The organism is Rhodococcus sp. UFZ-B548 (genome assembly GCF_903819475.1).
In the GTDB taxonomy this organism is placed as follows: domain Bacteria; phylum Actinomycetota; class Actinomycetes; order Mycobacteriales; family Mycobacteriaceae; genus Rhodococcus_F; species Rhodococcus_F erythropolis.
Genome location: NZ_CAIJDS010000004.1, coordinates 220,914 through 244,468, shown reverse-complemented (window position 1 = coordinate 244,468; position 23,555 = coordinate 220,914). Strand labels below are relative to the sequence as shown.

Sequence of the window (23,555 nt, the reverse complement as noted above, 5' to 3'; positions counted from 1 at the left end):
CCGGTCATATCGAGACGATGCGGGCAGCGCTCCCCGAAAGCCTCTCCTTCGTCCGGAATCTCTTCCAGCCGTAGCTGAATTCACGCGTTTGTCGCATGGCTGGCAGGGGTCCGCTTGCGGCTCGCGATCTCGTCGGAGAGCTGCTGCACGTGGACGGGGTCCGCGTCCCTGGCAAGGGCGACGTAGTGATCCATGACGGCCGGCCGGTAGCGCACGGGCAACGTCTGTCCCGGGGCGAGTCGTGTCAGCTCGGTGATCGTGAGGTCTTCGTCTGCGATACCGCGAAACAAGATGCCGTCGGAGGTCTCCACGTCGAACATCAGGACCACGCGTGGATTGCTGTTGACCTCCCGCCAGTCGACGAGAACGCCGAGCGCAAGCACCCCCGTCCGCAGTTCCGCATTGCGCTTGCGTGCATCACTGCTCATGAGCGGGTTCGGGGCGACGCCAGGAAAGTCGGGCCCGACGCCGAGCGATTCCCGACTCAGGTCAGGCCGGAGCTTTGACATCACATCGTCGAGCGTCATCTTCGAATCGTGGCGCTTCTTCTTCCAACCGAACATCCTGCCCCTCCCTCACCTCGGTGCCGGAATCTCGGCCTGGCGCTTCGCTCTGACCGCGATTGTATGTCGCGGTCATTCCCGATCTCCGTCACATCGTCCCGTCGCGATGGGGTCGCCGTCTGCGGTCGTGGACGGGCTCGGTCAGGGCACCTGTCTGTCGGACGAGTCATAGACCAGGAACCGTTGTCAGTTGGATCATCTACTGTATTCGCCTGCTCGGCGGTCCGGCCACCTGCGGTGTCCACGCGAAGAGAAATTCGCTGGGCTCCGCGATGACCTTTCCGCAGCGCTGGCAGGCCATGATCGAGCACTACGACACCACGCCCGAACAGACCTACACGTGGGCAATTTGGAGAAAAATTAAGCGTCACAACAAAACCCGACGCCAGTCGAGTTTCGGCCGACTCCCAAGCCGGGCGCTCCGGAGCGAAAACTAGCCGACCTCGACACCACCAAGTTTCACATCCACTGGCGCCCCGATGCCGATCACCACATGCAAGCAGGGCTGGGCGGAGGGTTTCGTGGTTGTCGACGCCGTCGAAGTCTCCTATGGCATCTCCGATGGAGATACGTCCAACCCTGGGTCAGCATCGCCGGAAAGTCGAGTATGGTCCGGTCATGGGCCGACTCACAGAACTACTCAAGTCCGTAAAATCGCTCGGATCACGCAAAGACACCGCCGCCAAGCAGGAAAAACGCGCACTGGATCGGTGGGAAAACGAAGGCGGTCCTGTCGCAGAGGATCCACGACAACGCTGACCTCGGACGAGTGCCAGAGCGCCTGGACCGATCAACCCAGCCAGAATGGGCCGCAACGACCTGATCGGCTTCTCAAAGCCGCACCCACACTGACTCCGGTCAGTGGGTCGGCGCCGGCAGCGCAGACCTCGACGCACACGGAAATACAACAGACGTTTTCGACGGCTGAGTTCGGTCACACTACGTCGTGGGTAGTGACGAATCCCCACGGTCACCAGTGGCTATGACTACCACCTGAACAACAGCGTCTTCAGGCATCTCGGGGTAGTAGTTGACCCGGAGTTGTCTTGCGAAATTCGTCATGTCGGTGCCGGGTGGCTGGCGAGCTGCTAGCGGCGACAGATGAGCGAGATCGTACGTTTCTACAGCGGTGACCTGTCCTGCAAGGGGGCGGGCGGTCGGGTGATTGTCGAAGATGAAAATTGCCGGCCCTTTGTGAATGTCTTCGCGCCAGCGGACGGTGGAAACTTTCGCGCCAGAAATCACTGCCGTGTAATGCTTCTGATGAAAGTGCACGGTTTGAGCAGGCGCACCGGTCGTCATGTTCGCATTGTCCACTGAGTGTCTCCTCCGGACCATAGATCGAACGAAGAATCGCGTTCAACGACTCCCCGCCCCGGTAAGCCCGTCCTGCTCCCAATGGCTTGTCACTGATATTCGCCGACTTCTGAGGCTGCAGATGTTCACCGGATGCGTTCTCGCAGAATGCTCGAACCTCGTGGCCGAGGTCGGTTGTGCCAGAAGCAATAAACAAAGCCGGCTGTGCGAGCAACGGCGCACCGGTACCCGCGTGAGCGGTCGGTGGGAGTGCGGCGTCAACCGACGTGGACGTGTGGCCGTCGGGACTGGTCGGGTTCGGCTCGGCGGAGAACCTCACGGGTCACGGGAGCGGTTTCGCCCTCACCGATGAACAGGAAGCGGAGCAGGTACATGATCGGGTTTCCCTCGGTCCACTCGAAGTAGACGTCGGGAATCACGCCGGTGATGTCTCTCGTCCGCAGGAGAACCGCCGCAATGGTGTTGGGGACGGCAGGGCTGTCGACCCAGAGGATCCGGTGCTCACCGCGCTGTCGTCCGTGGACGAGGAGGTCGGTGCTGAATTCGGAGGAGTCCGTGACGTTGACCTCGATGAAGATGATCGACTCCGCCTCCGGGATGTTGCTTTCGGCGCGCTGCTGCGATTCCTTCTGCCGATACTCGTCCTCGTCGAGACGATCGACGTCGTGCGCCACCATCGCGAGGTAACCCTTCTCGGCTGCCTCGGCGATGAATTGCAGTGCAGTCTCGTCGAATTCGACGGAGGTTGCCCGTAGTTCGAAGGCTCGCGAGATCCGGGAAAGGAAGGACACCACCATGATCGCGGCGATGAAGAACGATGCGACTTTCACACCGTCTGGACGTTCGAAGATGTTCGCGATCGTCGTGTAGACGAACAAAACTGCAACAAAACTGAACCCCACGAACAGTTTTCGCTGACCGTGCTTGCGAGCGGACAGGGCAACGGCGACGGTCGCCGACGAGATGAGCACGAGGACACCGGTTGCGTACGCGGAACTCTGAGCGTCGACACCGGCGTCGAAGTAGATCGTGACGGTGATGGCGATGACGCTGAACACGAGGACCAGCGGACGCACGGCGCGGGCCCACGACGGCGCCATGCCGTAGCGGGGGAGATACCTCGGAACAAGATTGAGCAACCCTGCCATTGCCGACGCACCGGCAAACCAAAGGATGAGGATCGTGCTGAGATCGTAGACGGTTCCGAAGATCTCACCCAGATAGTCGTGCGCGAGGAAGGCAAGCGCGCGACCGTTGGCAGCGCCTCCGGGTTGGAACTCGTTTTCTGGGATCAGGATGGTGGTGACCAGGCTCGACGTCAGCAGGAATCCGCTCATGATCAGCGCCGCAGTGGTGAGCAGGCGCCGTGCGCCTTTGATTCGGCCACGTGGATTCTGTTCCGTGTCGTGCGGATCGCCCTTGATCTGCGGCATGACCGCGACGCCGGTTTCGAAGCCGGACAGACCGAGAGCCAACTTCGGGAAGACGATCAGCGCGATCAGGATCATCATCGCCGGGTTTCCGTGCTCGGTGGTCATGGCGCGCGTCCAGTCGGTGACCAACGACGGCGCGGTCGCGATGTGCCACAAACCTACGGAGATGACCACCACGTTCAAGGCGAGGTAGACGGCGACCAATCCGACCGCGATACCGATCGCTTCGGTGAATCCGCGGAGGAATACCGCAGCGAGGAGCGCGAGCAGAACAAGGGTGACGGCGACGGTGTGTCCGGAGAGAAAGGTTGGAGCAAAAGGATTCTCGACGAGGTGCGCCGTGGCATCGGCAGCCGAGAGCGTCATAGTGATGAGGAAATCGGTGGCCGCGAATCCGAGAAGCACGAGAACGAAGATCTTGCCGCGCCACTTGGGCAGCAGCTTCTCGAGCATGGCGATCGACCCCTCGCCATGCGGACTCTCGCGAGCCACTCGCCGGTAGACCGGGAGCGCACCGAACAGCGTCAGCAGAATCAACACGACTGTCGCGATGGGAGCCAACGTGCCGGCCGCCAGTGCCGCGATACCGGGTTGGTAACCGAGAGTGGAGAAGTAATCGACACCCGTCAGGCACATCACCTTCCACCACGGGTGGCGCTTCTCCTTCTTCGGCGCCATCCGGTGTGGCCCCAGATGTCCGGCGGGTTCCTCGGTGATGTCCGCGAGCAGCCAGGCCTCGGTGCGTTGTTTCACAGACGGAGCCCTGTTGTCGGCCGGAACCTCGTTGTCGGCTGCGGTCACCACGGCGTCACGGCTTCAGATAGACATCGTTGAGCGTGACCGTCCGCAGGTTCCGGCTTCGGATGATGTCCACCAGTTGCGGATACACGTGGGTCACGGGCAGATAGTTGAGGTGTCCGATCACTATGGCCCCCGGATTGAAGTACTGGTTCGCCATCTGCAGGATGTACTCCTCGGTGATCAACGAAGAATCCGACAGCGACCCGTACCAGAGGGTGGGTACGGTGTAGCCGACGCTCGCGGCCACGGAATCGACTGTCGCGTTGTGCCTTCCATACGGCGGCCGAAAGTACGGCGCCGCATCCACGCCGTAGGTGTTGCGCAGGAACGTGCCGTTCTTCGTCAGCTCGTCGGCGATCTGCTGCTTCGACACTGACGTCAGATCCGGGTGCGAGTAGGTGTGATTGCCGAGCTGAATTTGTCCGCTCTCGACAAGAGGTCTGAGAAGTCCGGCGTTTTCGGTCCACGAGTTGTATTGCCCGTTGACGAAGTACGTCAAACGGATGCCGGTGTCTTTTGCGAACTGTGTGTAGAGGCGCACGACTTCGGAGCTGGCTCCGTCGTCAACCGTCAGGGCCAACAGATCCCCGCCGCCGGGCAGGGCGGTCAACGATCCGCCGGCGGGCAGCGGCACCCGGGCAGACGGCGGTGGAGGCGGCAGCAAGGCAGGCGGGAGATTCGGAACAGCGGCGGGGTCTGCTGGCTCGTCGGCTGCGGCGACGGCCGTCCCGACGGAACGTGACGAACAAGCGGTTCCCATGGTCACTGCGGCGGTTCCGGTCAGAGTTGCTGCTGCGAGGGCACTGAGGAAGCGTCGGCGGTCCACAGGGCGGAGCCTAGAGCAGATTTGCCCAATTCGGACTTCATTCTCAGCGTTCTTTCAGCGAATGACCAGCTGTGTCCGGTATCGACAGGTTCTACTCAGGAACGGTGGATAGCGTGTCGGCCGTGGAACCGCGACCTCGACACTCGGCAACCAGGCACAGGCGTAGGCGTCAACCGCAGCGGTCGACGCTCTCGGTAGGGCGCAAGCTGGCGGCGGCGTCCCTGTCGACGACGATTCTGGTGGGCGTCGGAATCGGGTGGTATGTGCAGTCGGATCTGACGTCGGGGATGTACCGGTCGGATGCGCTCTCCGCCCTCGGTGACGACGCCGGAAGTTCTCTCGACGGGGATACCAACATCTTGTTGATCGGGCTCGACAGTCGCAAGGCGATGGACGGCAGTGACCTGCCGGCAGAGTTCGTCACCGACAAGTTGCACGCAGGGGACAGTGATGTGGGTGGGTACAACACGAACACGCTTATCCTGCTCCATGTTCCGGGCGATGGTGGCAAGGCCAGTGCGGTGGCAATTCCACGCGACGATTACGTCGCGGTACGCGGCTATGGAATGGCCAAGATCAAGGAAGCCTACGGAATGGCGAAGGCTGATGCGGACGCCAAACTCGTAGCGGACGGTGTGACGGATCCTGCTGCACGAGAACAACAAGCGCGTGAAGTCGGTCGGCGGTCGACACTGACCACCGTGCAGAATCTGCTCAAGGTTCCGATCGATCACTTTGCCGAAGTGAACCTGATGGGCTTCTATGACGTCGTCTCGGCTATCGGCACTGTTCAGGTGTGCCTCAACAATCCGGTGCAGGATGACTTCTCGGGCGCCAACTTCCCGGCGGGGGTTCAGACTCTCGATGCGTCACAGGCACTTTCGTTTGTCCGTCAACGCCACGGCCTGGACAACGGGGACTTGGATCGCACCCACCGGCAGCAGGCTTTCATCAGCGCGGTGATCGCCAACTTGAAGAGCTCCGGCGTCATCGGAAACATTCCGAAGATGACGGCACTGGCCGACGTGGTGAAGAAGGACGTGGTGATCGATTCCGCCATGGATCCCGTCCGATTCGCTTCTCAGGCAAGCGCTCTCGCGGGTGGGAACATCGACTTCTACACCCTGCCCATCGAGGGATACGAGACCGTCGACGGCCAGGACGTCAACATGGTCGATCCGGCGCGTCTGCGTAGTGAAGTGTCGCGGATCTTCGCGGGAGGTGACTCGGCATCTGCACCTGCGATGGACACCGCGATCTCGACCGGGAACGAAGTTGTGGACATCCGCAACGGAACCGCGACGGACGGGTTGGGCGCCGCGTTGGCAGCGGCGATGAAAGCGTCGGGAGTCGAAGTCGGAGAGGTGAGCACCGCAGCTGCGACGGCAAAGTCGGTGGTCAGCTATGGAGTCGGCGCCAAAGTCGTCGCAGAGGCGCTGGCCGAGCAGTTGGGCGTGGCCGCAGTGCCGAACGAGCAGGCAGCGGCCGAATCAGTGTCTGTACTGATCGGTGAGGACAATGCGCAGACCGTGTTCTCGGCCGCTCCGGCGCAGTCGGACTCCTCGGTATCCGCCGGCACAGTTCCCGATACGGGAGCGCAGGGATCACCCATCCGAGCCGACGCGAATGGCGGCATCCCCTGTGTGGACTAACTCTCAGGTAATTCGCACGAAACTCACGCTGACTTCTTCGATCTGCGGGTCTACATTGGAGAAGTCGAACTCAGTCGGGTACTTCACCTTTGGGGTACCTGACTGAGATTGCGTAGTTGAAAGGATCACCGACATGGCTACAACAGCAGCGGTACAGAATCCGACACGCTCACGTGCCAGGACCATGTCCTTGTCCGAGTACGTGGCCGAGCATCCGGCGCAGCGCGTTTTCCCACCGACCAGTGAGCGGGCGGCCAGGATGGCGATGCTCATCATGTTCGCCCTGATGGCCGTCACCCTCGTCGTACTGGTACTTGACGAGGCAGGAATCTTCGGATGAAGGCAGCGGTCTTCGGCTGAGCCCGACCTTTAGTTACTCTTGAGTAATGACTGAACAGAAGAGCTGGAATGCGTTCACCGTCGAGCGCGAAGACAACATCGCCCAGGTGACGCTGATCGGGCCGAGCAAGGGCAACGCGATGGGGCCGGATTTCTGGAATGAACTCCCCGAAATCTTCGCCGACCTCGACGCCGATCCCGAGGTGCGTGCAATCGTCATCGCCGGTTCCGGCAAGCACTTCTCGTTCGGACTGGACCTGCCGGCGATGAGCGGTGAATTCGGTGCCGTCCTCGCGGACAAGGCTCAGGCAGGTCCGCGCACCAAATTCCACGACATGATCAAGCGCATGCAGTCGGGCATCAATGCCGTCGCAGACTGCCGCAAGCCCGTCGTCGCAGCTGTTCAGGGCTGGTGCATCGGCGGCGGCGTCGACCTCATCACGGCGGCGGACATCCGCTACGCAAGTGCCGATGCCAAGTTCAGCATCCGCGAGGTCAAGGTCGCGATCGTCGCAGACATGGGCAGCCTCGCGCGTCTGCCCGCGATCATCGGTGACGGACACCTGCGTGAATTGGCTCTGACCGGCAAGGACATCGACGCAGCGCGCGCCGAGAAGATCGGCCTCGTCAACGACGTTTTCGAAGATGCCGACGCGGTACTGGCAGCGGCGCGCGCGACCGCCAAGGAGATTGCGCTCAATCCGCCGCTCGTGGTCCACGGGATCAAGGACGTGCTCGATCACACCCGCAGCGCGAGCGTGAACGACAGCCTTCGCTACGTCGCAGCCTGGAACGCGGCGTTCCTGCCTTCGCAGGATCTGACCGAGGCCATCACCGCCGTCTTCCAGAAGCGCCCGCCAGTCTTCCAGGGTGAGTAGGAACTGCAAGGGTGAGTAGGAACTGCAAGGGTGAGTAGGAACTGCAAGGGCGAGTAAAAACAGCACAAAAATCCCCGCACATCTTCCGATGTGCGGGGATTTTCGTAAGGCCTGAGAACTCGAGCTCAGTGACCGCCGTTGGCAGCGAGACGCTTGATCGAAGCCTCGATCTCGGCCTCTGCCTCGGCGCGGCCGACCCAGTTGGCTGCCTCGACGTGCTTGTTCGGCTCGAGGTCCTTGTAGTGGACGAAGAAGTGCTTGATCGCATCGAGCTCGAACTGTGAGATGTCACCCAGATCCTGGATGTGATCCCAGCGGGGGTCACCGGCCGGAACGCAGAGGACCTTGTCGTCTCCGCCGGCCTCGTCGACCATCTTGAACATCGCGACTGCGCGAGCCTCGACGATGACGCCGGGGAAGACCGACTCGGGGAGCAGGACCATGGCGTCGAGCGGATCGCCGTCCTCACCCAGGGTGTTTTCGATGAAGCCGTAGTCGGCCGGGTAGCCGAAAGCTGTGTAGAGGTAGCGATCGAGTTTGACGCGACCGGTTACGTGGTCGACCTCGTACTTGTTGCGCTGACCCTTGGGGATCTCGATGGTGACGTCGAACTCCACGCCGATTCCTCGCTGTCGTGTCGGTAATGATTCGTCGGAAGGATATCGGGTCAAGGATAAGGTTGCCTGACCACCCAGTAGGCAGAGCACAGACGGAGGGGCGTTGGCGGGCCAAGGAAAGAAGAAGATCGGCTCGTTGGAAGAGAGTCGACGGCGTAACTTCCGCATCCTTCTGGCGGTCGGTGCAGTGGTTGTACTGGCCGTCGCCGGAGTTGTCGTCGTGAAACTCGGTACGTCGAACGACACAGCCGGCAGCGCGACCGTGACTACGTCGCCGCAGCCTGCGCTCGTGACGCCGTCACCTCAGGTGGTGCCCGTCCCGACGGACGCACCGATCCCGAGCGCGTCGGGAATCGCAGCGGCGATCGGCCCGGCCGTGGCCAACCCGGATCTGGGGAAGTTCACCGGAGTTGTCGCTGATGCGCTCACCGGAAACATTCTGTGGAGCGCAGACCCGTCGACGCCGATGACGCCTGCGTCCACGACGAAGGTGCTGACCGCATCGGCGGCACTGCTGAAGCTGCCGCTCGACCACAGGCTGGCCACGACGGTGGTCCCCGGAGCGAGCCCCGGGCAGGTCGTTCTGGTCGGCGGTGGTGACCCGACGCTGACGGCGACGCCGAAGGGGCAGAGCGGGTACTACGCCAATGCTGCTCACATCGCGGATCTCGTCGACCAGATCAAGGCTGCCGGTACGCCGGTAACCAGCGTCGTGGTGGACTCGAGCTTGTTCAAGGGCGACAACATGGCCACCGGGTGGTTCCCCGCTGACATCGCGGCCGGTTACATCACCCCGATCGAATCGGTGATGATCGAAGGTGGTCGGTACGACGGCACTCAAGACGAGTCGCCGCGTTCGGAAACGCCCGCGTTGGACGCGGGCAAGGTGCTCGCTCAGGCCCTCGGTGTCGATCCCGCCAACGTGAGTCTCGGCGCGGCGCCTGCCGGTGCCAAGCCGATCGCCACCGTGCAGTCGGCGCCGCTGAGCGACCGACTGCTGCAGATGATGGAACATTCCGACAACGTGCTCGCCGAGACCATCGGGCGTGAGGTCGCGATTGCCTCCGGAATCGAAGCCTCGTTCACCGGAGCCGTCGACGCGACCGGCAAGACCTTGCAGGCCGCCGGGTTCGACTACACCGGAGTTTCGCTGCACGATTCCAGCGGACTTTCCGTCGACGATCTCATTCCCGCTCAGGTACTCGATCGCGTCATGACGGCGGCGGCCGGTGACGGTGATCCGAAACTGCGTCCGCTGCTGGACTACCTTCCGGTGGCCGGCGGAACAGGAAGTTTGTCCGACCGCTACGCGTCCGGAAACCGAACCGGTGCGGGTTGGGTACGGGCCAAGACGGGAACTCTCTCGACGGCCAGCGCGTTGTCAGGGTTCGTGGTCGATCAGAACGGGCGAGTGCTCACCTTCGCACTGATGTCCAATGACCGGCCGCCAGAAGTGAGCCGTCCTGCCCTGGACGCGATTGCCGGAGCATTGAGGAATTGCGGGTGCCAATAGTGGCCGAAAAGACTCCACAAGATGATGAAGCCTCGGCTCCGCTCGGTGGTGCCGTCGACTGGAGTCTTGCCGCCAAAGCCGGGATAAAACTGGCGCGCGGCGGCCCCGCGATGTCTCGCTACACGGCCGAGACGGCAACCGCAGAACTCGCCGAAGCGTCCAAGCGCGCAGAACTGCCGGTTCGTGAAGTGACCGGTTTGGCCGACGGTCTACCGGTCCCGGGCGCTGACGTGCTGGACCGGGCCGGGTGGATCACGGCGGCCTCGCGGTCGATGGCGCATCTCACCGGCGCCGACCCTGACGGCAGTGGCAATCTCATCGTCGGAAAGCCGGCGGGCTTGCAGGCCGGCGCCATGCTGGCGTACCTGTCTTCGGCGATCCTCGGGCAGTACGACCCGTTCACCGGCGAGCACGGCACCCTGCTTCTGGTCACACCGAACATCGTCTCCGTCGAACGGTCCCTTCGGCTGAACCCGAGTGACTTCCGGTTGTGGGTCTGCCTGCACGAGGTCACTCACCGGGTTCAGTTCTCGTCCTCACCGTGGCTAGCGGAGTACATGAAGGAATCCGTCGAAACGCTTGGTGCGACGGTGGACGAGTCGATGACCGACGTTGTCGGGCGCCTTGCTGCAGAGCTGCGCTCGCGGAAGGAACCCGACTCCAGTGACGGTGCGACGGCGGGCGGGATCATCGGCCTGCTGCGTGCTTCGCAGGCGGAACCCCAGCGTGACGCGCTGGATCGGATGCTCGTACTCGGCACTCTCCTCGAAGGGCATGCAGACCACGTGATGGACGCCGTCGGCCCCGCCGTGGTGCCGTCGGTGGCAACTATCCGCGCGGCCTTCGACAAGCGTCGGCAGCGCAAGTCCAACCCCGTGCAGCGGATCATCAAGATGCTTCTCGGCATGGACGCCAAGATGGCGCAGTACGTACGCGGCAAGGCCTTCGTCGACGCGGTAGTTCTCAAGGTCGGCATGGAGCAGTTCAACACCATCTGGACCGGGCCCGAGACCTTGCCGTTGCTCGACGAGATCGACAATCCCGACGCGTGGGTAAAGCGCGTTCTCGGCTAGATGCTGCTGCCTGAGACGCCTGCCCTACTGGCGCTGCGACAGGCTGTGCGGGCGTGGACGCTCGCATTCGAGCCACGACGCCGTGTGGTCGTCGCCCTGTCCGGGGGCGCCGATTCATTGGCGTTGACCGCAGCAGCGGTAGCGGAAGCCGATTCGGTCGACGCGTTGATCGTGGACCATCGGCTGCAGCCTGGTTCTGATGCCGTCGCGCGCTCGGCCGCAGACCAGGCGCTGGCGCTGGGTTGCCGGACCGCGACGGTGCTGACCGTCGACGTAGCCGAAGGTGGGAGTCTCGAGGCCGCAGCGCGTGAGGCTCGGTACAACGCCCTGCGCGACGCCAGGACTGACCTCCCGGTTCTGCTCGGACACACGCTCGACGATCAAGCAGAGACCGTCCTTCTCGGACTGTCCCGCGGGTCCGGTGGGCGATCGATTCAGGGTATGGCGGCATTCGACGCCCCCTGGGGACGGCCGCTGCTCGGCATCCGTCGATCGGTGACCAGGGCGGCCTGCGTCGACCTGAGAATCACGCCGTGGGAGGACCCGCACAACAACAATCCCGAGTTCACTCGTGTCCGTCTGCGGCACGAGGCGTTGCCGCTACTCGAAGAAATTCTCGGCGGGGGAGTTCCCGAGGCGTTGGCCCGGACCGCGACGCAGTTACGTGAGGACGGCGAGGCGCTCGACGAGTACGCCGAGGCCCTACTCCTACGGGTTGTCGTCGACGAAGAAGTGGAAGTGGACACACTTGCCGAAGCCCCCACCGCAATCCGTCGACGTGCTCTACGGGCCTGGCTGCTGCAGGGCGGCGCAAAAGCATTGACGGACAAACAGTTACGCGCAGTCGACGCCCTGGTGACCGACTGGCGGGGGCAAGGCGGCGTCGCGATCGGGGGCGGAACACCGGAGGCGAGGTTGGTGGCGGCCCGGCGACGTGGCAGGCTGATCCTCGGATTCGAAGACCGACGAAGGGTTTGACGCGTGTACGAGGGCGACATCGCATCGGTACTGATCTCCGAAGAACAGATCCGTGCACGAACGGCGGAACTGGCTGAGGAAATCGCCAAGCGTTACCCGGCAGGCGCCCCCGAAGGGGATCTCCTGCTGATCGGCGTCCTCAAGGGAGCGGTCTTCTTCATGACCGACTTCGCCCGCGCCCTGCCGATCCCGTCGCAGATGGAATTCATGGCCGTGAGCTCCTACGGATCCTCGACCTCGTCTTCGGGCGTCGTCCGCATCCTCAAGGACCTCGACAAGGACATCGCCGGTCGCCACGTGCTGATCGTCGAGGACATCATCGACTCGGGCCTGACGTTGTCGTGGTTGATGCGCAACCTCAAGACGCGCAATCCCGCTTCGCTCGAGGTCGTCACCCTGCTCCGCAAGCCGGACGCCGTCAAGATCGACGTCGACGTCCGCGACGTGGGCTTCGACATCCCCAACGAGTTCGTCGTCGGTTACGGCCTCGACTACGCCGAGCGGTACCGCGATCTGCCGTACATCGGCACCCTGGACCCTGAGGTCTACGGCGGCTGAGCCTGCTCGCGCCTGGAGTGCGGCTCAGGCGCGGACCCTGGGCAAGACATCGTCGTGCTCCAAATGGTTTCGTGTCGGGGCGCTGAGCGGTTCGTTCCAGTTTTGTGTTGGGATCGGGATGGATTTGATTTCCGAGTTGTGAACTGACGTGGATAACGCAGCTGCATCCCTGCGTGGCATACTAAATTGCTGTGAAGTGGTTCAATTCGCAGATCAGCGAATGGTGTCCCGGCGATTTCCGTTGAGGCATCTCGAAGTTCCTGCTGACGTGTCCACGGCTACGGCTACGGCCACAGACTCGAAGCATGGCGATGTCACGTGTCTCCGACAAGCCGCGATGCTTGAACGTACCCATAAAACACGCAAATTCCGCGTCGACGGATTGATCTCTCGATCAATCGCCGATGGTAGGCGTAGCGATGCGCTTTCGACGGCTCCTCATATTTTGGCCGTGCTGGCAAGTTCATCGACGGCGTACGGCTGAAGTCGGGGTACTCGCCGACTAGGTGCTGCGGTTAGGTGAGTTTCGTTCTGGAAAAGGCGAGGTAGTAGGTCCAAGGCTCGTCCTTTGTTCCGATAGGGTGGCGCTCGATCTCCAAAACTGGACGGTTTGTCGGTATCACTCTCTATTCTGATTGAACTAACGAAATCCGTTTCAGCGGACCGGTCCCGAACGCGTTGCATTCAAGATTTATGGATGGGACAGATTCGCTAATTTTGGCAATTTCCAACCACACCCACCAGTGTGATCGGTTCTATCCAGGAATGAAGGAGCACGACGATGTCCGAGCCATCTGACCAGATACCCGCGGGCTGGTACCCAGATCCAGCGGGCGGTCAACGTTACTGGGATGGGACAAAGTGGCTACCCCTGCCTGCGCCGGATTCGAAGGACTCGCCCACATCGCGAAAGCGGCCACCGAAGAAGGTTTTGATAGCGGCGCTGGCGATTGTTCTTCTCGCGGCGGTCGGCGGGACAGTCTGGAAACTGTCCCATGATTCCAACGTGAAGGCTGAGCGGGATGCAGCGGCAGCGGCGGTTCAGTTGGCGGCCGATGAAGAAGCTGCCCGCGTTGCCGCCGAAAAATCCGCTCAGGAGAGTAAGGATGCTAGCGAACGCGCCCGACGTATCTTGGCGGTGACCAATATTGAAAGCAGCGTCAAGACAATGGCTGAGGATCACGTTACGAAAGGGTTTATGGACGGTCCGATTATTTCGGTGTCCTGTTCCCCTGTCGGGGGTGGTTCGACTGATGACCTATCTGAAAAAACCACGGTCTTTGAGTGCTTCGCAGCCAACGAGAATAAGGGCGACGGCATGATGAGTGGATACAAGTACCACGCGACGATGAACTGGAGTTCTGGAGAGTTCACCTACGGACTTGGGAAGCCCTGATTCGTAAGGCATCGAATCCCTTGGACGCTTACCGTCGAAGAGATGCTGCAATCGAGTTCACGGGCGGTAGGTAGTTATCTAGCTCAGCTTCGTTTGGTTTCAAGGTTGATGGCTGACTTTGACCTACGCAGGGAGCTGGCAAGGTAACCATCCTCGTAGAGGGTGCGATCGGGTCCTCGGCGATTCGTGAAAACGAAAAGACTTCCGCGAGTGACGGGGCAGCCTGGCGGCAAACTGTGCGAGTGCGAGTGAGAACCTTGAGGCGCATCGGTGCTGTACCGCCGTCTCGATGCTGGTATCGGGTGCGGTCGTGCAGAACTCACGACCGCACCGCGTCGATTGCGCAAGCGAGTTGCCTTCAGAGCGTCAGCAGCTTCTTCTGGACTTTGCCCATAGCGTTGCGGGGCAAGCTGTCCACCAGACAAACCTGACGAGGGCGCTTGTGGATCGACAGTGATTCGGCGACGAAGTCCGAAACCACCGCGCAGTCAGCTACGTCCCCGACGATGAATGCGACTATGCGTTGGCCGAGGTCGTCGTCCGGCACACCGACGACGGCGGCCTCGCGAACGCCGGGGTATGCCAGAAGTGCCTGTTCCACCTCGCCTGCACCGATGCGGTATCCACCGGACTTGATCATGTCGACCGACTCGCGGCCGACGATGTGGTGGAATCCGCTGTCGTCGATCACCGCGATGTCGCCGGTGCGGAACCAGCCGTCCTCGGTTATGGATTCCGCTGTCTTCGAGGGGTTGCCGAGGTACTCGTCGAAGAGCACGGCTCCCGCAACTTCCAGTTGCCCAAGCTGCTCTCCGTCGTGCGCCGACAATTCGCCGTTCTCGCCGCGCAACCTCGTCCTGACTCCCGGAACGGCGTGCCCGACCCAACCCGGGCGACGTTCGCCGTCGTGCGTCGTGCTGACGGTGATGAGGGTTTCACTCATTCCGTAGCGCTCGACGGGAGCCAATCCGGTCAGCGATTTCATCCGCTCGAACAATGGAACCGGAAGTGGTGCACTTCCGGACACGAGCAAGCGCGCGGATCGCAATGCTGCTGCCGCCGAGGGCTCACCGCACACGCGTGACCAGACGGTCGGAACACCGAAGTACAACGAGCCACCCGCTGCGGCATACGAATCCGGAGTTGGTCTGACGGTATGAATCAGCGGTGAACCGACGCGCAAGGCGCCCAACACGCCGAGAATCAACCCATGGACGTGGAAGAGGGGCAGTCCGTGGACGAGTGTGTCCTCCGGAGTCCAATTCCACACGTGGGCAAGTGCGTCGAGATCTGCTGCGATCGCTGCTCGCGAGAGGACGACGCCTTTCGGCGCTCCGGTGGTTCCTGAGGTGTACATGATCAGTGCGGTAGCTGCCGCGCTCGGTTCGGGATAGGACGTCGCAGATCGCGCGTGAATATCGATGGGAATCAACGGGATACTCGAATCCGACGGTCCGTCTCCGAGTATCAGTTCGGCCTGGGAATCGGCGATGATGTGCTGACGTTCGAGCGGGCCGGAGTCCGGTGGGATCGGGACCACGGCAACACCGGCGATCAGCGCGCCAGCGACGGCGACCACTGTCTCGAGGCCGGCGGCGGCTTGTACTGCCACTCGCTGTGCACCGTGGATTCGATCGGCGACCGCGGTGGCGGCGGCCAACAAGTCGGCGCGAGAGAGGGTCGCGCCTTCGCCGAAACTGACCGCCGCTCCGTGATCGTCGAAGATGCGGGGGTCGAGGGAGCGCAGAAGTGTGGATTCGCTGTTCATCGCGAGTTCCCTTTCTTTGAGCGAAGATTCAGACGGACCAGGGAACAACGAACAGCAACCAGGCGAGAATCGGCGTCACCACCATGATGGTCATGCCCCACCGCATCGTCAGCCCGAACACCACGTCGCGTTCTTCCGGAGCGGCGTTCGCCACCACCAGCGCGCCGTTGGTCGAGAACGGACTGCAATCGACCAGAGACGACGAGATTGCCAGTGCGATAACCAGGCCGGTTGCATTGACCTGGCCGGTCATGAGGAAGGGAATTGCCAAAGGGATGAGTGCACCGAGGATTCCGGTGGTGGATGCAAACGCCGACACGATCGCGCCGATCAGACAGATCAGGAACGCCGCGAGAAGTGGAATGCCCACGTGAGCTACCGAATCCCCGAGCCACTGGACGGTGTTTTGGTTCTGCAATAGGGCCACGTATGTGACGATTCCGCCGATGAGGAGGACGGTGCCCCAGCTGATCTTGTCGACGGCTCCGCGGGCGGAGGCCGGGAAGATCAGGGTGAGAAGTACCGCGACGGTCAGTGCGGTGAATCCGACGTCGAGGTCGAAGACCAAGGCGCCGAGTGCAAGTGATGCCAGCCCGAGCAGGGTGAGTCGCCGCTCGAGATTGAGTGCTCCCTCGTGCGGAGCGGTCCCACCCGAGGACTTGCCGCCACCCTTCGAGCTGTCGCCGGAACCCGAACCGGTGATGGTGTCGCCACCGCCCGACGCGTTGCCGACTGCGCTGACGAGCACGCGCTCCGAGGCGCCGCGTGCAATCAATGCGCGACCGCCGAACGAGACGTACGCGATTGCGGCAACAACGGCTGCGGCCGCGAAGGTCGAGACGAACAGCAAGGCCGGGCTGGACGGGAGGCCGTTCTGGCGCATGACGTCGTTGGTGATCACACCGAAGATTCCGATGGGGGAGAAGCTGCCCGCCGTTGCGCCCTGGACGACCATGAAGCCCATCAGCATGGGGTGGATCCGGTAGCGGGTGGCGAAGCCCATTGCCACGGGCGCGATGATGGCGACGGCAGCGGGACTGACCGCGCCCATGGCGGTGACGGCCGCGCACACCGCGAACATCGCCCACGGCACGAGGGCCACTCGTCCTCTGACCGCACGGACCGCCGCGTGAATGATCCAGTCGACCGTGCCGTTGTTTCTGGCCAGCGCGAACAGGTAGGTGACGCCGACCAGGATGACGAAGAGGCTGGCCGGGAAGCCGTCGAGGATCTCGCTGGTATCGACAGTGAAGACCAGTGTTCCGACGACGAAGGCAGCCACCAGGGCAAGCGCACCCATGTTCACCGACCTCACGGTGGATATGACGAACACCAGGACAAGTACTGACAGGGCTATGACATTTGCCATCGAACTCTCAATCCGTTCGCGACCAGCTTGTGGTCTGCATCACTTGGAATTGGCCTAGCCTCTCTGCCACTGCTCCATTTGTCAAGTACACTCCGAGGCATGAATTCGACGTCATCGCCCGGCTCGCGCTCGGGCCTGCCCGGACGATTGAAGCGTCCGCGTCTGTATGAGCAGTTGGCCGAGCACATTTCGAATTTCATCGAGGCTCAAGGCCTTTCGCCCGGCGATCGGCTTCCTCCCGAACGCAGCCTGGCTGCCGAACTCGGCGTCAGTCGAGCGTCGCTGGCTCAAGCGCTCGTGGCCCTCGAGATTCGAGGCAGAGTGGAAATTCAGCACGGTAACGGAGCGGTGATTCGCGAAGCTCCCACGCCCGACGCGGGTAGGTCTGCGGATTCGGGAGTGCGGTTGCAAGACCGAACTGTCGACGAACTGACTGCTGCCAGGGAAGCGATCATGGCCGGCCTGGCTCGGGCGGCGGCGTCGAATCCCAACGCTGCGCTTCGGGTCGCGATGTTGACCGACGACGGGACCGCGAGAAACTTCGCCGAGACATGGCGCTGCGTCAGGCACCTGGCCGGTGGCGGCTTATTGGCTGATCTCGACGACACCATCGCCAAGCAGGCGGACGTGCCCGAGTCCTCGGCGCGACTGTCTGCGCGACTCGATCAGCTCGCGCACCGGATCATCGACGGTGACCAATCGGGCGCCGCTGACGCTGTTGCGGGAATCCTCTCCGAAACGGCCTGACGAATAACGACGGACGAGCGTCGGAAAAGCGCACGATAACCACTATGAGCATGTTCGCTCACAGGAAACTGTGCTGCGACGTAGCCCGGGAACCTGATCGGCAATGCGCACGTTGAACACAGTGACGACCGTTCCAACCAAGCGGCACGGCCGCTGGCGGGCATCGATGGGGCCGATCGCGGTAACCTGCAGGTGTCCGGTTGGCAGCCGGAAGGCGACCTGGCAGACCCGCACTCTCGAAAGGACCGGCCACATCGGCCGACCTGTATGAACCGTAAGACTGTGTTCCGTAACGTGCTACTCGTAGCCGTCGTGCTGTTGGTGATCTATGCCTTCAGCTACTTCAGCAACGACACCCGCGACTTCAAGACCGTCGACACCTCGGTCGCGATCTCCCAACTCGACGCCAAGAATGTTGAGTCGGCGCAGATCGACGACCGTGAGCAGCAGGTTCGTCTGTGGCTCAAGAACGGCAACGACGCCACCGACGGTAAGACGCAGATCCTGGCGAAGTACCCCGCGAGTGCGTCGGAGCAGATCTTCGACAAGGTCGAAGGCGCCGGAGCGGACAAGTTCAACACGACGGTCACTCAGGAGAGTTGGCTGACGTCGATCCTTCTGTTCGTGCTGCCGATGATCATTCTGTTCGGCATCTTCTTCTTCGTCATGAACCGGATGCAGGGCGGCGGTGGTCGCGGCGGAGTCATGGGATTCGGTAAGTCGAAGGCCAAGCAGCTCACCAAGGACATGCCGAAAACCACGTTCGCCGACGTCGCCGGTGCGGACGAGGCTGTCGAAGAGCTGTACGAGATCAAGGACTTCCTGCAGAACCCGGCTCGCTACCAGGCGCTCGGCGCCAAGATTCCGCGCGGTGTGCTGCTGTACGGCCCTCCCGGAACCGGTAAGACGCTGCTCGCTCGCGCTGTCGCAGGCGAAGCCGGCGTCCCGTTCTTCACCATCTCCGGTTCGGACTTCGTCGAGATGTTCGTCGGTGTCGGTGCTTCGCGTGTTCGCGACATGTTCGAGCAGGCCAAGCAGAACAGCCCCTGCATCATCTTCGTCGACGAGATCGACGCAGTCGGTCGTCAGCGCGGCGCAGGACTGGGCGGCGGACACGACGAGCGCGAGCAGACGCTCAACCAGCTGCTCGTCGAGATGGACGGCTTCGGTGATCGCACCGGCATCATCTTGATCGCCGCAACCAACCGCCCCGACATCCTCGACCCCGCACTGCTGCGTCCGGGACGCTTCGATCGCCAGATTCCGGTCGGCGCCCCCGACCTCGCCGGTCGCCGTGCGATCCTGCGAGTGCACTCGCAGGGCAAGCCGATCGATCCCAACGCCGATCTCGAAGGCCTCGCGAAGCGGACCGTCGGAATGTCGGGCGCCGATCTTGCCAACGTCATCAACGAGGCTGCGTTGCTCACCGCACGCGAAAACGGGACCGTCATCACCGAAGCCTCACTCGAGGAATCGGTGGACCGTGTTGTCGGTGGACCGCGGCGTAAGAGTCGCATCATCAGCGAGCACGAGAAGAAGATCACGGCGTACCACGAGGGCGGTCACACGCTGGCTGCTTGGGCAATGCCTGACATCGAGCCGGTCTACAAGGTCACGATCCTCGCTCGCGGTCGCACCGGCGGTCACGCGATGACCGTGCCCGAAGACGACAAGGGTTTGATGACGCGTTCCGAGATGATCGCTCGTCTCGTCATGGCAATGGGTGGACGCGCCGCCGAGGAGTTGGTGTTCCACGAGCCCACCACCGGAGCGTCGTCCGATATCGACATGGCGACCAAGATCGCACGCGCGATGGTCACCGAATACGGCATGAGTGCCAAGCTCGGCGCGGTTCGCTACGGACAGGAGGGCGGGGATCCGTTCCTCGGCCGTTCGATGGGCGTTCAGTCCGACTACTCGCACGAGATCGCCCGCGAAATCGACGAGGAGGTGCGCAACCTCATCGAGGCGGCGCACACCGAAGCGTGGGCCATCCTCAACGAGTACCGCGATGCGCTCGACCTCATCGCTACCGAACTGCTCGAGCGTGAGACGTTGACTCGCAAGGACCTCGAGAAGATCCTTGCCGGCGTCGAAAAGCGTCCGCGTATCACGGCTTTCAACGATTTCGGTGGGCGCACGCCTTCGGATCGTCCGCCGGTGAAGACTCCTCGCGAACTCGCGATCGAGCGCGGCGAAACGTGGCCGGAGCCCGCTGCTGCACCTGTTCTCGTCAAGGCAGGCGCACCCAACAGCGGTGTCCCCAACAACGGTGGTCTCCCCAACAACGGCAACCAGGGACCCTCGAACGGCTACGCACAGCCCTCGTACCCGCAGCCGAGTGCTCCGCAGCAGACTCCGCAACCGGGAACACCCGACTACGGAGCGCCCGCCGGATGGTCGGCACCGGGTTGGCCTCCGCGTGAGAACCCGTCGCCGACGTACCCCGGACAGCAGTCGGGTGGGTACACCGGTGGACAGAATCCGACCCCGCCGAACCAGTCGCAGGGCCAGTACGGTCAGCCCCAACACTGTCAGCCCCAGCCCGATCAGGGGCAGTACGGTCAACCGCACCCGGGACAGCAGGCGTACCCCGAGCAGCCGCACCCCGGCCGCCGTTACCCCGCGCAGCCCGACTACCCGGTGCAGTACCCGGACGGTGGACCCTTCGCCGATCCGAACCGGGGAAACCCGACCGGCGAAAACCAGTGGCAGAGCCCCGCACCGGAACAGCCGCAGACTCCGCCGCCGCATCATTCGGCTGAGGACGACGGCCCGAGCACCGCTCGCTGGGACGGACCGGACGGATCCCGCTGACCTTGCGCCACTAGGCTCTGCGGCGGGGGACCTGTGAACAATTCTCGAGGAGAGTTCGGTTGTCGGTGAATGATGTGGCCAGTGAACTGGTGTCGCTCGGAACGGGCCGCCCGTTCGATCAGGCGCGGGCAGAGGCTGCCGTACGGGAATTGTTGATCGCGGTCGGTGAAGATCCGGAGCGCCCAGGCCTGCTCGATACGCCGGCCAGGGTTGCGCGCTCGTACAAGGAGATCTTCGCGGGTCTGTACTCCGAGCCCGACGACGCGTTGAACACAACTTTCGACGAGGGTCACCAGGAATTGGTGCTCGTGCGAGACATTCCGATGTTCTCGACGTGCGAGCACCACCTGGTGTCCTTCCACGGTGTTGCTCACGTTGGCTACATCCCGGGAAAGTCGGGCAAGGTCACCGGTTTGTCGAAGCTCGCGCGCGTCGTCGATCTGTACGCCAAGCGTCCGCAGGTTCAAGAACGCCTGACCAGTCAGATCGCGGATGCTTTGATGCGCAAGCTCGACCCGCGTGGAGCCATCGTCGTCATCGAAGCCGAGCACCTCTGCATGGCGATGCGCGGTATCCGCAAGCCTGGAGCCAGCACGACCACGTCAGCGGTTCGTGGGCTCCTGCAATCCAGCGCGGCCTCACGGTCCGAAGCGCTGGACCTCATCCTTCGTAAGTGAGCGAGATGTCCGCGGCTCCCGTTGCAGGTAGCGATCCGGCCCGGATGGTCGTGATGGGGATTCTGAACGTCACCGCCGATTCGTTTTCCGACGGTGGTCAATTTCTCGATCGTGACGCGGCGATCGCTCGCGGGCTCGAACTGCAACGCATAGGCGTCGATATCGTCGATGTCGGCGGCGAGTCGACGCGCCCCGGAGCCACCCGCGTCGATCCGAAACTCGAGGCGGACCGTATTGCCCCGGTGATCGAAGAACTCGTGGCAGCCGGAATTCGCGTCAGCGTCGACACGATGCGTGCTTCCGTCGCCGCCGCCGCGATCGAAGCGGGCGCAGGCATCGTCAACGACGTATCGGGCGGTCGCGCAGACCCCGACATGGCATCCGTAGTGGCCGACGCCGGAGTGCCCTGGATCCTCATGCATTGGCGCTCGGCCGGTGACTACGTCCATCGTGGCAGCGCCGATCACTACGACGACGTGGTCCGCGACGTCCGAGACGAACTGCTGTCGCAGGTCGATCTGGCGTTGAAAGCAGGGGTCGATTCGTCGTCGATCATCCTCGACCCCGGCCTCGGGTTCGCGAAGAACGCCGACCACAACTGGGCCCTGTTGCGTGCACTACCCGAGTTCAACGCGACCGGATTCCCGATACTGGTCGGCGCTTCCCGCAAGCGATTCCTGGGGTCTCTGCTCAGCGATCCCGACGGCAATCCCCGTCCGCCTGGTGGCCGCGAGACTGCGACGGCCGTGGTCTCGGCCCTTGCAGCATGTGAGGGCGCCTGGGGAGTTCGGGTGCACGACGCACAAGCCTCGCTCGACGCCATTGCCGTGGTCGACGCCTGGAACCGTGGACGAGAAAGGGCCTGACATGGGGGACCGAATCGAATTGCGCGGGCTGAAGGTTCGCGGCAATCACGGAGTGTTCGACCACGAGAAGCGTGACGGTCAGGACTTCTTCATCGACATCACCGTCTGGATGGACTTGGCTCCCGCCGCGGCGTCGGACGATCTGACCCATACCCTGCACTACGGCGAGTTGGCGGAAGCCGCCGCAGCCATCGTCGCCGGCCCGTCGCGCGATCTCATCGAGACCGTCGCCGCTGAGATCGCCGACGACGTCATGAAAGATTTGCGAGTCGAGAGCGTCGAGGTCGTGGTCCACAAACCGTCGGCACCGATTCCGCTGGTTTTTGCGGACGTCGCCGTCGTCGCACATCGGACCAGATCGGCATGACGCGCGCTGTTCTGTCGATCGGTTCCAACATCGGCGACAGCGTGGCTCACCTGCAGTCCGTTGTCGACGGGTTGGGCAGCGCCGTCGTTGCTGTCTCACCGGTCTACTCGACGGCGCCGTGGGGTGGCGTCGAGCAGCAGGATTTCTTCAACGCGGTGGTGGTGGTCGACGATCCCCAGGCCGACGCCGCTGAGTGGCTTCGCCGGTCGCAAGCTCTCGAAGAAGCTGCAGACCGGGTGCGCGAACAGCGGTGGGGGCCACGGAGCCTGGACGTGGACGTGGTCGATTGCGAAGGCGTCGTCAGTTCCGATCCCGTGCTCACACTTCCGCATCCGCGCGCGCATCTTCGGGCATTCGTTCTCGTTCCCTGGCTGGACGTCGAGCCTGACGCGACGCTGATCGTCGACGGCCAGAAGTTGCCGGTGGCACAAATTCTCGACGGCCTCGATCGCACTGAGCGCGAAGGTGTCCGCATTACCGATGTGGTGCTTGCGCGGTGACCGAAAACGACAAGGGTTTGAAGCCGACCCGGATCAGTGAACTCGCGGTACTCGCCGCAGTGGCGGCCGTGGCCACCTGGATTCTGATTCGCGTGTTCTACGGTTCGATGCCGCCCATCCCCGTTTATGCGGGAGCGTCGCTGTACTTCGTGGCCGTTGCCGAGGCCGTCTTCGCTTTTGTTATTCGTTCACGCGTCAAGAACCGTCAGGTCGGAGACGGGCTCAGACAGCTTCATCCCATCACCGCCGCCCGAGCGCTGGCATTGGCCAAAGCATCCGCTTTGGTCGGTTCAGCTACCGTCGGTGTCTGGGTCGGAGTGCTGGTGTATCTCATCCCACAGCGCTCGGTTCTGCAGGCCGCAGCCTCCGACACGCCGGGCGCGTGGGTGGGGTTGGGCGCCGCAATTGCGCTGGTAGCGGCAGCTCTGTGGCTCGAACATTGTTGCAAGACGCCGGAAGATACACCTGACGAGCCCGCGCACTGACAGCCTGGTCGGCAA

General features: G+C 62.8%; 23 protein-coding genes. 16 read left to right on the top strand and 7 right to left on the bottom strand.

All coding sequences use genetic code 11. From position 1 onward, the window contains the following. Positions 1-80: 80 nt before the first annotated feature. On the bottom strand, positions 81-563 hold the full coding sequence (locus H7C86_RS07150) for a hypothetical protein (RefSeq protein WP_182261306.1): 483 nt from the start codon (positions 561-563) through the stop codon (positions 81-83). Between the two features lie 618 nt (positions 564-1,181). Between H7C86_RS07150 and H7C86_RS07145 the strand changes: the two genes are divergently transcribed. Next, positions 1,182-1,322, top strand: coding sequence for a hypothetical protein (locus H7C86_RS07145; RefSeq protein WP_154606704.1), 141 nt, complete (start codon positions 1,182-1,184; stop codon positions 1,320-1,322). A 180-nt stretch (positions 1,323-1,502) separates the two neighbouring features. Here H7C86_RS07145 and H7C86_RS07140 read toward each other — a convergent pair whose 3' ends face one another. The 3 genes from H7C86_RS07140 to H7C86_RS07130 all read right to left on the bottom strand — a co-directional run bounded on the left by H7C86_RS07140 (position 1,503) and on the right by H7C86_RS07130 (position 4,940). Continuing rightward, entirely contained in the window at positions 1,503-1,880 is a 378-nt protein-coding gene (locus H7C86_RS07140; protein WP_182261305.1) for an ASCH domain-containing protein, read from the bottom strand. Between the two features lie 257 nt (positions 1,881-2,137). Continuing rightward, positions 2,138-4,117 (bottom strand): amino acid permease, encoded by a 1,980-nt coding sequence (locus tag H7C86_RS07135; RefSeq protein ID WP_020968334.1) that lies wholly within the window; start codon positions 4,115-4,117, stop codon positions 2,138-2,140. A gap of 4 nt (positions 4,118-4,121) precedes the next feature. Further along, positions 4,122-4,940 (bottom strand): polysaccharide deacetylase family protein, encoded by an 819-nt coding sequence (locus tag H7C86_RS07130; protein ID WP_020968335.1) that lies wholly within the window; start codon positions 4,938-4,940, stop codon positions 4,122-4,124. A 122-nt stretch (positions 4,941-5,062) separates the two neighbouring features. Here H7C86_RS07130 and H7C86_RS07125 point away from each other — a divergent pair, with 122 nt between their 5' ends. The 3 genes from H7C86_RS07125 to H7C86_RS07115 all read left to right on the top strand — a co-directional run bounded on the left by H7C86_RS07125 (position 5,063) and on the right by H7C86_RS07115 (position 7,809). Beyond that, complete coding sequence (locus tag H7C86_RS07125) at positions 5,063-6,592, top strand: LCP family protein (protein ID WP_259349054.1); 1,530 nt, start codon at positions 5,063-5,065, stop codon at positions 6,590-6,592. 133 nt (positions 6,593-6,725) lie between these two features. After that, positions 6,726-6,932, top strand: a complete 207-nt coding sequence (locus H7C86_RS07120) for a hypothetical protein (protein WP_124568973.1) — start codon at positions 6,726-6,728, stop codon at positions 6,930-6,932. A 46-nt stretch (positions 6,933-6,978) separates the two neighbouring features. Then, a complete protein-coding gene (locus tag H7C86_RS07115; RefSeq protein ID WP_021333819.1) occupies positions 6,979-7,809 on the top strand; it encodes a crotonase/enoyl-CoA hydratase family protein in 831 nt (276 codons plus the stop codon). A 125-nt stretch (positions 7,810-7,934) separates the two neighbouring features. Here H7C86_RS07115 and H7C86_RS07110 read toward each other — a convergent pair whose 3' ends face one another. Then, a complete protein-coding gene (locus H7C86_RS07110) occupies positions 7,935-8,426 on the bottom strand; it encodes an inorganic diphosphatase (protein ID WP_003941181.1) in 492 nt (163 codons plus the stop codon). A gap of 103 nt (positions 8,427-8,529) precedes the next feature. Between H7C86_RS07110 and dacB the strand changes: the two genes are divergently transcribed. From dacB to H7C86_RS07085, 5 genes are all read left to right on the top strand, one after another. Further along, positions 8,530-9,939 carry a D-alanyl-D-alanine carboxypeptidase/D-alanyl-D-alanine-endopeptidase gene (gene dacB, locus H7C86_RS07105; protein WP_029254401.1) on the top strand — a complete coding sequence of 470 codons (1,410 nt, stop codon included), beginning with the start codon at positions 8,530-8,532 and terminating at the stop codon, positions 9,937-9,939. After that, the gene (locus H7C86_RS07100) at positions 9,939-11,012 is read left to right on the top strand and encodes a zinc-dependent metalloprotease (RefSeq protein ID WP_182261303.1); all 1,074 of its coding nucleotides are present in this window, start codon (positions 9,939-9,941) and stop codon (positions 11,010-11,012) included. The genes dacB and H7C86_RS07100 overlap by 1 nt, the downstream gene beginning before the upstream one ends. Then, the gene (gene tilS, locus H7C86_RS07095; protein ID WP_182261302.1) at positions 11,013-11,990 is read left to right on the top strand and encodes a tRNA lysidine(34) synthetase TilS; all 978 of its coding nucleotides are present in this window, start codon (positions 11,013-11,015) and stop codon (positions 11,988-11,990) included. Between the two features lie 3 nt (positions 11,991-11,993). Beyond that, the gene (gene hpt, locus H7C86_RS07090) at positions 11,994-12,548 is read left to right on the top strand and encodes a hypoxanthine phosphoribosyltransferase (protein WP_019746778.1); all 555 of its coding nucleotides are present in this window, start codon (positions 11,994-11,996) and stop codon (positions 12,546-12,548) included. Between the two features lie 781 nt (positions 12,549-13,329). Then, positions 13,330-13,944, top strand: coding sequence for a DUF2510 domain-containing protein (locus H7C86_RS07085; RefSeq protein WP_029537491.1), 615 nt, complete (start codon positions 13,330-13,332; stop codon positions 13,942-13,944). Positions 13,945-14,302: 358 nt separating this feature from the next. Here the strand turns inward: H7C86_RS07085 and H7C86_RS07080 are convergent, their stop codons facing one another. Together H7C86_RS07080 and H7C86_RS07075 are read right to left on the bottom strand one after the other, a co-directional pair. After that, on the bottom strand, positions 14,303-15,712 hold the full coding sequence (locus H7C86_RS07080; RefSeq protein WP_182261301.1) for an acyl-CoA synthetase: 1,410 nt from the start codon (positions 15,710-15,712) through the stop codon (positions 14,303-14,305). Between the two features lie 28 nt (positions 15,713-15,740). Continuing rightward, positions 15,741-17,081, bottom strand: a complete 1,341-nt coding sequence (locus H7C86_RS07075) for an SLC13 family permease (protein WP_003945503.1) — start codon at positions 17,079-17,081, stop codon at positions 15,741-15,743. 99 nt (positions 17,082-17,180) lie between these two features. On the opposite strand from H7C86_RS07075, the gene H7C86_RS07070 reads away from it, so the two are divergent. From H7C86_RS07070 to H7C86_RS07040, 7 genes are all read left to right on the top strand, one after another. Beyond that, entirely contained in the window at positions 17,181-17,828 is a 648-nt protein-coding gene (locus H7C86_RS07070; RefSeq protein ID WP_007727006.1) for a FadR/GntR family transcriptional regulator, read from the top strand. A 267-nt stretch (positions 17,829-18,095) separates the two neighbouring features. Next, positions 18,096-20,645, top strand: a complete 2,550-nt coding sequence (ftsH, locus tag H7C86_RS07065) for an ATP-dependent zinc metalloprotease FtsH (RefSeq protein ID WP_182261300.1) — start codon at positions 18,096-18,098, stop codon at positions 20,643-20,645. Between the two features lie 59 nt (positions 20,646-20,704). Beyond that, complete coding sequence (gene folE, locus H7C86_RS07060; RefSeq protein WP_019746783.1) at positions 20,705-21,322, top strand: GTP cyclohydrolase I FolE; 618 nt, start codon at positions 20,705-20,707, stop codon at positions 21,320-21,322. Between the two features lie 5 nt (positions 21,323-21,327). Further along, positions 21,328-22,188: a dihydropteroate synthase gene (gene folP / locus H7C86_RS07055; RefSeq protein WP_182261312.1), complete on the top strand. Its 861-nt coding sequence runs from the start codon at positions 21,328-21,330 to the stop codon at positions 22,186-22,188. 1 nt (position 22,189) lies between these two features. Further along, entirely contained in the window at positions 22,190-22,555 is a 366-nt protein-coding gene (folB, locus tag H7C86_RS07050; protein WP_042950643.1) for a dihydroneopterin aldolase, read from the top strand. Then, on the top strand, positions 22,552-23,055 hold the full coding sequence (gene folK / locus H7C86_RS07045) for a 2-amino-4-hydroxy-6-hydroxymethyldihydropteridine diphosphokinase (protein ID WP_182261299.1): 504 nt from the start codon (positions 22,552-22,554) through the stop codon (positions 23,053-23,055). The genes folB and folK overlap by 4 nt, the downstream gene beginning before the upstream one ends. A gap of 17 nt (positions 23,056-23,072) precedes the next feature. Further along, positions 23,073-23,540, top strand: a complete 468-nt coding sequence (locus tag H7C86_RS07040) for a DUF3180 domain-containing protein (RefSeq protein ID WP_153213529.1) — start codon at positions 23,073-23,075, stop codon at positions 23,538-23,540. Positions 23,541-23,555 lie beyond the last annotated feature (15 nt).

Excerpts from the sequence above, each read along its gene's own strand:
- H7C86_RS07150 (WP_182261306.1), bottom strand. The coding sequence starts at position 563 with ATGTTCGGTTGGAAGAAGAAGCGCCACGATTCGAAGATGACGCTCGAC.
- H7C86_RS07145 (WP_154606704.1), top strand. The coding sequence starts at position 1,182 with ATGGGCCGACTCACAGAACTACTCAAGTCCGTAAAATCGCTCGGATCA.
- H7C86_RS07120 (WP_124568973.1), top strand. The coding sequence starts at position 6,726 with ATGGCTACAACAGCAGCGGTACAGAATCCGACACGCTCACGTGCCAGG.
- H7C86_RS07115 (WP_021333819.1), top strand. The coding sequence starts at position 6,979 with ATGACTGAACAGAAGAGCTGGAATGCGTTCACCGTCGAGCGCGAAGAC.
- tilS (WP_182261302.1), top strand. The coding sequence starts at position 11,013 with ATGCTGCTGCCTGAGACGCCTGCCCTACTGGCGCTGCGACAGGCTGTG.
- H7C86_RS07085 (WP_029537491.1), top strand. The coding sequence starts at position 13,330 with ATGTCCGAGCCATCTGACCAGATACCCGCGGGCTGGTACCCAGATCCA.
- H7C86_RS07080 (WP_182261301.1), bottom strand. The coding sequence starts at position 15,712 with ATGAACAGCGAATCCACACTTCTGCGCTCCCTCGACCCCCGCATCTTC.
- H7C86_RS07075 (WP_003945503.1), bottom strand. The coding sequence starts at position 17,081 with ATGGCAAATGTCATAGCCCTGTCAGTACTTGTCCTGGTGTTCGTCATA.
- H7C86_RS07070 (WP_007727006.1), top strand. The coding sequence starts at position 17,181 with ATGAATTCGACGTCATCGCCCGGCTCGCGCTCGGGCCTGCCCGGACGA.
- ftsH (WP_182261300.1), top strand. The coding sequence starts at position 18,096 with ATGAACCGTAAGACTGTGTTCCGTAACGTGCTACTCGTAGCCGTCGTG.
- folP (WP_182261312.1), top strand. The coding sequence starts at position 21,328 with ATGTCCGCGGCTCCCGTTGCAGGTAGCGATCCGGCCCGGATGGTCGTG.
- folB (WP_042950643.1), top strand. The coding sequence starts at position 22,190 with ATGGGGGACCGAATCGAATTGCGCGGGCTGAAGGTTCGCGGCAATCAC.
- folK (WP_182261299.1), top strand. The coding sequence starts at position 22,552 with ATGACGCGCGCTGTTCTGTCGATCGGTTCCAACATCGGCGACAGCGTG.